This is a genomic window from Burkholderia sp. Ac-20345, from assembly GCF_017104825.1.
Classification (GTDB): domain Bacteria; phylum Pseudomonadota; class Gammaproteobacteria; order Burkholderiales; family Burkholderiaceae; genus Burkholderia; species Burkholderia lata_B.
The window spans coordinates 1-6,692 of sequence record NZ_JAAGPO010000329.1 but is presented as its reverse complement, the minus strand read 5'-3'; the positions used below and the strand labels follow the sequence as shown (position 1 = coordinate 6,692).

The following is a 6,692-nucleotide window of genomic DNA, read 5'->3' as shown; positions in this document are numbered from 1 at the left end:
CGCCAGCTGGGGCGAGCGCTGCGGGCGGAAGCAGCGCGGGATTTGGCGCCGCACCGGCTGCCGCCCCTTCGGCCGCACCGTCCCAGGCGCCAGCGCCGGCCGCGCCCGACGCAACCGGCACTTCGCAGTAACGGAGCCGTTCAGATTTCGCGCGAAGCTGCCGTAATCATGTTGTCATGACAGCTCGCGCGGTCGCTCCGCGCCTTCCGATGAGGCTATCTACCGACTACGTCCCGCTCGCGCGCGACGATCTTGCCGCCGGCGTCCCGTTCGGCTTCGATCTCTACGATGCCGACGGCGCCGCGCTGCTGCCGGCGGGCACGACGCTGCGCGATGCCGCGCAGCATGCCTTCCTGTTCGACCATTTCCGGCCGGTACGCCGGCGCGACGACGCCGAAGCGGAGCCGCGCGTGCCTGACGCGGTGCCTCACGCGCCGCGGATGGGGTTGTCGGCGGGCGCCTCGATCGGCATCCGTCGCCGGGTCGGTACGACCCGCGGGCTGCAGCGCTACCGCCTGATTGGCATCGCCGCATCGGGCGCGCTGTTCGTCGAGCCGCAGCCGGCGGCCGCGTTCGACTTCGCGCGCGGCGACGACATCGAGGCGGTCGCGATCGGCCGAGCCGCGGTGTCGCGTTTCGGCGCGACGGTCGAGTCGGTGCAGGCAGCGGGTGCCGCGCGGTTCCTGGTGCTGTCGCCGCCCGGCTTTGTCGACCGGCTGCGCACACGCGCGGAGCCACGCGTGCCGGTACGGATCGCCGCCTGCTGCGCGGGCGGGTCGGAGGGCGCGGAAGGCATCGGGATGGTGCACGACATCAGCGTGAGCGGGCTGTCGATTGCCGTCGACCGGCCGATTGCCGCAATCGGCGAACCGTTGCGCGTGCAGCTTCCGTACACGACGGGCGACCGGGTCGAGCTGCTGGCGCTCGACGGTACGGTGCGGGCCGTCCATGCCGATCCGGCGGCGCCCGCGCTGACGCTTCATCACGCGGCGTTCGGCGAGACCGGCGCGGACGACCTGATCCGCCTCAAGGCGCTGCTGTTCGACCGGCTGATGGCGTCGTCGGATAGCGCCCGGCGGCGCTGAGCCTGGACAGGCGCACCGGGTGCCGCGTCGCGGTATTCAGTGCGTGAATGCCTACAATCATCTGATGATTCAATGGATTCCACGGCGATTGTATGTTTTCCGTCAACAGTGAATTCGCGATTTAAGTATTTACCCTGATAGCGGAGCCTCCTAGACTTCTACTCATGCGCAACGACCCCGAGTCCGAAGCGCCTGACAAAACAATTCTGGAGGTAACGCATCATGAAATCGCTGATCAAGGCAGTTGCACTGGCCGCCCTGGTGGCCGCACCGGTCGTCTCGTTCGCCCAATCGAACCAGCAGCCGCTGACGCGCGCGCAAGTGCGCGCCGAGCTGGTCCAGCTCGAAAAGGCCGGCTACAACCCGAACGACTGGATGAACTACCCGGAAAACATCCAGGCCGCGCAGGCCAAGATCGCCGCCGCGCAGAACACTGGCGCGCAAGCTGATGCAACGGGCTACGGTGCGAACGCTGCCGCGACGTCGCAGTCGGGTCAGCACGTGGTCGCGCCGGCCGCAACCGACCGTTCGTCGGTGTTCTTCGGCCACTAAGCCAGGCAGCGCCCGCAAGGGCGCCCGGTTTGCCGTCCGTTCTGAAACCCGTACACGGTATCCGTGTGCGGGTTTTGCATTTTGGCGGCCTCTGAATGGGTGGGGCCACGCGAATGCGCTGCGTCCGATGCGCATCACCTTTTGTCGCCCGCCTGCCGAGCCCGCGTCGCGAGCACGGCCGCCACCCCGCCGAGGATCGCTGCCGATGCGAGCGCGAGCCGCCATGTCGGCTGTTCCGACAGGAACAGCACGGCGCCGGCCGCAGCGATCGGGGGGACCGAAAGCTGAACCGCCGCGGCGCGCATCGCCGTGAGGTGCCGCAGCGCGGCGTACCAGACCACGTACCCGAGGCCCGACGTCAGCGCGCCGGAAAGCGCGGCGAGAATGGCGCCGGCCGGCGTGACGTGGAAGCGGGTGGCGAGTGCGACGCTCAGCGCGAGCGCCAGTGGCGCGGCCCGCAGGAAATTGCCGGCGGTCGCCGCGACGGGATCGACGGGCCGGCGGCCCCGTATCGAATAGATTCCCCATGCAATGCCGGCAGCCGTCATCAGCGCCGCGCCGCGCGGTGTCGGCGCGGCGAGCCCGGGCGACACGAGATACACCAGTCCGCCGAGCGCTGCCCCGAACCCGGCCCAGCCGGTCGCGGCAAACCGTTCGCCCGCGTGCCATCCCGCCACAAACATCGTCAGTTGCACCGCGCCAAACAGGATCAGTGCGCCGGTGGCCGCGCTGACGGTCAGATACGCAAACGAAAAACACGAGACGTACACGAACAGCATCGCCGCAGCCGGCCAGTCGGCAGGCGGGGCGGGCCGTCGCGCACCCGCACGCGCGACGATCGCGAGTATCAGCGCGCCGGATACGAGGCGCAGGCTACCAAAGCTGGCCGCGTCGATCCGTCCGGCCTGCAGCGCGAGTCGGCACAGCAGCGAATTCGACGCGAACGCGAGCATCGCGATCGACGTCAGCGCAACGACGCGCACGCCCGGCCGGACGTGCAGCGCGAAGGCAGGGGCGGGCGGTCGCATCAGGGCCTCACGCGTGGCTGGCGACGATCAGCACGGCGGCGCCGAACAACGCGACGCCGAGCGGCGCGGTGAGCGCCTGCCCCCACGACGCATTCTTCTCGAGGGCCATCAACGCGGCGAGCGACAGCATCCAGCCGAGACTGCCCGCGCCGACGACGAACATCAGCAGCATCAGCGCCCAGCAGCAGCCGACACAGAAGAGCCCGTGGCTCACGCCCAGCGCAAACGCGTGACGCATCGGCGTGCGGCCGCGCCAGCGGCTGATCACGAAACTGAAGGGCGTGCGGCAACGGTCGAGACAGTGCGTCTTCAGTCCGCTGAACTGGAACGCGCCGGCGAGCGCGAATACGGCCGCGCCGATCAGCCAGCCGCGCCACGCGAGCGCCGGTACGTGCGCGACACCCGTCAGCAGCAGCCCGTGCAGGCCATGCGCGACGAGGCCGAAGCCGCTCCACGTGGCGACGTAGCCGATGCCGACGAGCGCGAGCAGGCGCGTCTGGTCGGGGCGGCTCGCGACGACGCGGGCGAACGCATCGAACAACGACAGCGTCGTCGGCAACATCATGGCGAGGATCATCAGCGTCCAGCCGGCCGCGTCGAACGCGGCCGGCAGCCACAGCGTGCCGCCCGGCAGCGCGCGGCAAAGCGCACTGAACGGTTCGGGCAACCCGCTGTCGCCGTGGTCGAGGTAGCGCCCGTACGGACTGCGCGTCCACGCCCACAGGGTGAGCCACGCGAACGCGACGAGACTCGCGAGCACGAGCGGAAACAGGCGCCGATGCAGCGACGCAGCCATGACCGTTGGCGTGCGATCGCGCTTCACGCGTCGAACAGGAACGTGCTCTGCAGCGCGTTGTGATTCTTCAGATCGACGTCGATGCCGATCGCCGCATTCTTCGACCGGTAGACGGGCGCCTTGCCGACGAACACCGGTGCGCCGGGCACCGTCGAGAACACGGTGTCGGTCAGCGTCGTCTGTGCGCCGCTTGGGCCGAGGTACGGTTCGAGTTCCGCGTGGTAGTCGGTGCCGATCGACAGCGTGCCGCGTGCCCCTTGGACATTGAAGGTGATGGGCGCGCGTTCGATCGACACGACCGTGCCGATCAGTTTTGCGAGTTCGGCGATCGGGCCACCGGCCTGGCCCGTGTAGACCTTGAGCAGCGCCTGCTCCTGCGCTTCGGACGCCGTGTCGCTGACGTAGATCGCAGCCGTCCAGTTACCTTGCAGGATGTTGCCCGGCACGCGGCACACCGCGGCGATCGTGTTGCCGCCCACGTCGACGCCGTCGACGGTGCCCTTGTCGACATGCCAGGCGACGATCGTGTCGCAGACGCCGAAATCCGGATCCTCGCCGATCCAGCACGGACAGAGTACGCGGCAGTTACAGACCTCGAGCAGACGGCCTTCAAGGTGATAGCTCATGATTCCCTCCAGGGAGCGACGGCGATTGCACGTTGGGCTGGGGGGAGGAAGCTGACTGACGAATCGTCACCCCGCTCGGCGATGCGAACGCGAAATGCGCAGAGGAATGCGCGGAAGCGGAGACGGGATGGATGCGATAGCGCGGGCCTGAAGCGGCGTATCGATTTTCAAGTGTAGGTGGGGAGGGCCGATATGCAAACCGCCACATGCTGCGACACCGGCTGACAAGCCGGCGCGCGTGCGCTAGCATCGCGAGCGGTGTCGCCGCGCGACGGCGGCCGATGCGCAACAGCGCGGCAAGCCCGGCACCGGGTTCCACGACTTCAACGAACAACAAGGAGCATCCATGCGTGTCTTGACCGGTCTGCTGTGCTCGCTGGCGCTGGCGGCGAACGTCGCCCATGCGCAGGCGAATTGTGCCGACGCGACGGATCAGGCGGCGATGACGGCATGCGCCGATCGCGCGTACAGGAAGTCCGACGGGGACCTGAACCGCACCTACCAGGCCGTCACCGCGCGCCTGCGCGATGCGCGGCCGCTCGCCGACAAACTCGTGAACACGCAGCGTGCGTGGATCGCATATCGCGATGCCGAATGCAGCTTCTCCAGCGCGAACGCCGAGGGCGGTAGTGCGTATCCGATGGTCGTGTCGACCTGCCTCGACGATCTGACGAAAGCGCGTACCGAGACGCTGAAGGGCTATCTGGCCTGCGAGGAAGGCGATCTCGCGTGCCCGGTGCCGGCCAAGTAAGCGGGGTGCGCCACCCCGGCTAACGCGTGCGGCGTGGCCGGGCGGCACACGCCATCCGCGGCTGGACGTCGTCCGTTACACGTCGTCCGTTTCGTCGAGCAGCTTGTGCCGCATCGCGTAACGCACCAGCGCCGCTTCGTGCGGCATCTGCATCTTTTCCAGGATCCGCGTCTTGTACGTGCTGACCGTCTTCGCGCTCACGCACAGCGCGTTGGCGATCTCGGTCAGCGTCTGGCCGGCGGCGATCCGCCGGAACACGTCGAATTCGCGGTCGGACAGGCGTTGGTGCGGCAGCGTTTCGGCCGGTTCGTTCAGGCTCTGCGCGAACTGCTCGGCCATCGCGAGGCTCACGTAGACGCCACCCGACGCCACCTTCGTGACCGCGCCGACCAGCTCGGCGCTCGCGCTTTCCTTCGTCAGATACCCCGACGCGCCGGCGCGGAACGCGCGCACCGCGTATTGCTGCTCCGCGTGCATGGTCAGCACGAGGACGCGCAGCGCGGGCTTCTCGTCCTTGATCTGCTTGATCAGCTCGACGCCGTTGCGGCCCGGCATCGACAGGTCGAGCACGAGCACCTGCGCGGGCGTGGCGCGCACGAGCGCGATCGTCGAAGGGCCGTCGCAGGCTTCGCCGGCCACCTCGAATCCGGTGGCGTTCTGGAGGATGTGCCGCAGACCGTCGCGTACGAGCGTATGGTCGTCGGCGATGAGCACCTTGATCATGTGATGAGCGTTTCCTGTTGGACGGTACTGAGCGGGAATGCAACGGTGATCGAGAAACCGCGCGCGAGCGCGGTGTCGATCGTCACGGTGCCGCCCAGCATGTGGGCGCGTTCGCGAATGCCGATCAGGCCGAACGATTTGTCTTCGTGGGCCGGGCCGCCGGGCGTCGAGCCGCGGCCGTTGTCCGCGACGCGCAACACGCAGAAGCCTTCCTCGACGTCGAGCCGCAGCGCGACGCGCGTCGCATCCGCGTGGCGCGCGACGTTCGTCAATGCTTCCTGGACGATCCGGAACAACGTGGTCGCGCCCGCGCTGGTGAACGAGAGGCCACCGGTTTCGATGTGCCGCTCGACATCGATTCCGTAGCGGTTCGTGAAATCGTTTGCAAGCCATTCGATCGCCGGCACGAGGCCGAGATCGTCGAGCATCACGGGCCGCAGGTCGGCAGCGATGCGCCGCACCGACGCGACCGTCGCGTCGATCAGCCGCCGCATGCCCTGCAGGTGCGACTGCACGTCCTCGTCGGGTTGTGTGCGGCCAGGCACGCGCAGTTGCTGCTCGACCACCGACAGATCCATCTTCAGCGCGGTGAGCTGCTGGCCAAGGTCGTCATGCAGTTCGCGCGCAATGCGGGTCTTTTCCTCTTCGCGCACGTTCTGCAGGTTCGCCGACAGTTCGCGCAATTCTTCACGCGATTGCTTCAGCGCGTTCTCGGCGCGCAGCCGCTCGGTGATGTCACGAAGCATCACCGTATAGAGCTTGCCCGACGCGTCGCGGATCTGCGAGATCGAGGCCTCGATCGGGAACTCGTCGCCGTTGGCACGCAGCCCGAACAGCACCCGCTGGCGGCCCATCTGGCGCTCGGACACGCCCGTCACGCCGAATTGGTCGACGTGCTTCGCGTGCGCGGCGCGGAACCGCTCGGGGATGAAGCGCGACAGCGGCGCACCGATCGCCTCCATCGCGGACACGCCGAACACCTGCTCGGCCATCGGATTGAAGATCACGACCGTCTGCTTTTCGTCGATCGTGATGATCGCTTCCATCGACGAACGGATGATGCCCATCATCCGCGCCTCGTTGAGGATGCCGCGGCTGCTCGCGCCGGAATCGGCGGCGCCGGCGCGGCCA

General features: G+C 68.2%; 8 protein-coding genes. 3 read left to right on the top strand and 5 right to left on the bottom strand.

What is annotated here, in order from left to right:
* Nucleotides 1-209 precede the first annotated feature (209 nt).
* Entirely contained in the window at nucleotides 210-1,085 is an 876-nt protein-coding gene (locus G3O06_RS45735) for a PilZ domain-containing protein (RefSeq protein WP_205820021.1), read from the top strand.
* A 222-nt stretch (nucleotides 1,086-1,307) separates the two neighbouring features.
* Entirely contained in the window at nucleotides 1,308-1,637 is a 330-nt protein-coding gene (locus G3O06_RS45730) for a DUF4148 domain-containing protein (RefSeq protein ID WP_174913832.1), read from the top strand.
* Between the two features lie 134 nt (nucleotides 1,638-1,771).
* Here G3O06_RS45730 and G3O06_RS45725 read toward each other — a convergent pair whose 3' ends face one another.
* The 3 genes from G3O06_RS45725 to G3O06_RS45715 are packed head-to-tail and all read right to left on the bottom strand — an operon-like array spanning nucleotide 1,772 to nucleotide 4,087.
* Nucleotides 1,772-2,665 (bottom strand): DMT family transporter, encoded by an 894-nt coding sequence (locus G3O06_RS45725; RefSeq protein WP_205820020.1) that lies wholly within the window; start codon nucleotides 2,663-2,665, stop codon nucleotides 1,772-1,774.
* 7 nt (nucleotides 2,666-2,672) lie between these two features.
* Nucleotides 2,673-3,461, bottom strand: a complete 789-nt coding sequence (locus G3O06_RS45720) for a DUF2182 domain-containing protein (protein ID WP_174969938.1) — start codon at nucleotides 3,459-3,461, stop codon at nucleotides 2,673-2,675.
* 23 nt (nucleotides 3,462-3,484) lie between these two features.
* Nucleotides 3,485-4,087, bottom strand: coding sequence for a DUF1326 domain-containing protein (locus tag G3O06_RS45715; RefSeq protein ID WP_174982850.1), 603 nt, complete (start codon nucleotides 4,085-4,087; stop codon nucleotides 3,485-3,487).
* Nucleotides 4,088-4,433: 346 nt separating this feature from the next.
* Between G3O06_RS45715 and G3O06_RS45710 the strand changes: the two genes are divergently transcribed.
* Nucleotides 4,434-4,838, top strand: a complete 405-nt coding sequence (locus tag G3O06_RS45710) for a lysozyme inhibitor LprI family protein (protein WP_205820019.1) — start codon at nucleotides 4,434-4,436, stop codon at nucleotides 4,836-4,838.
* A 75-nt stretch (nucleotides 4,839-4,913) separates the two neighbouring features.
* On the opposite strand, the gene G3O06_RS45705 is transcribed toward G3O06_RS45710, so the two are convergent.
* Complete coding sequence (locus G3O06_RS45705) at nucleotides 4,914-5,561, bottom strand: response regulator transcription factor (RefSeq protein ID WP_006483707.1); 648 nt, start codon at nucleotides 5,559-5,561, stop codon at nucleotides 4,914-4,916.
* Nucleotides 5,558-6,692 (bottom strand): PAS domain-containing sensor histidine kinase (locus G3O06_RS45700; protein WP_241020581.1); only part of this gene is annotated, 1,135 nt, incomplete at its 5' end. The genes G3O06_RS45700 and G3O06_RS45705, both read right to left, overlap by 4 nt.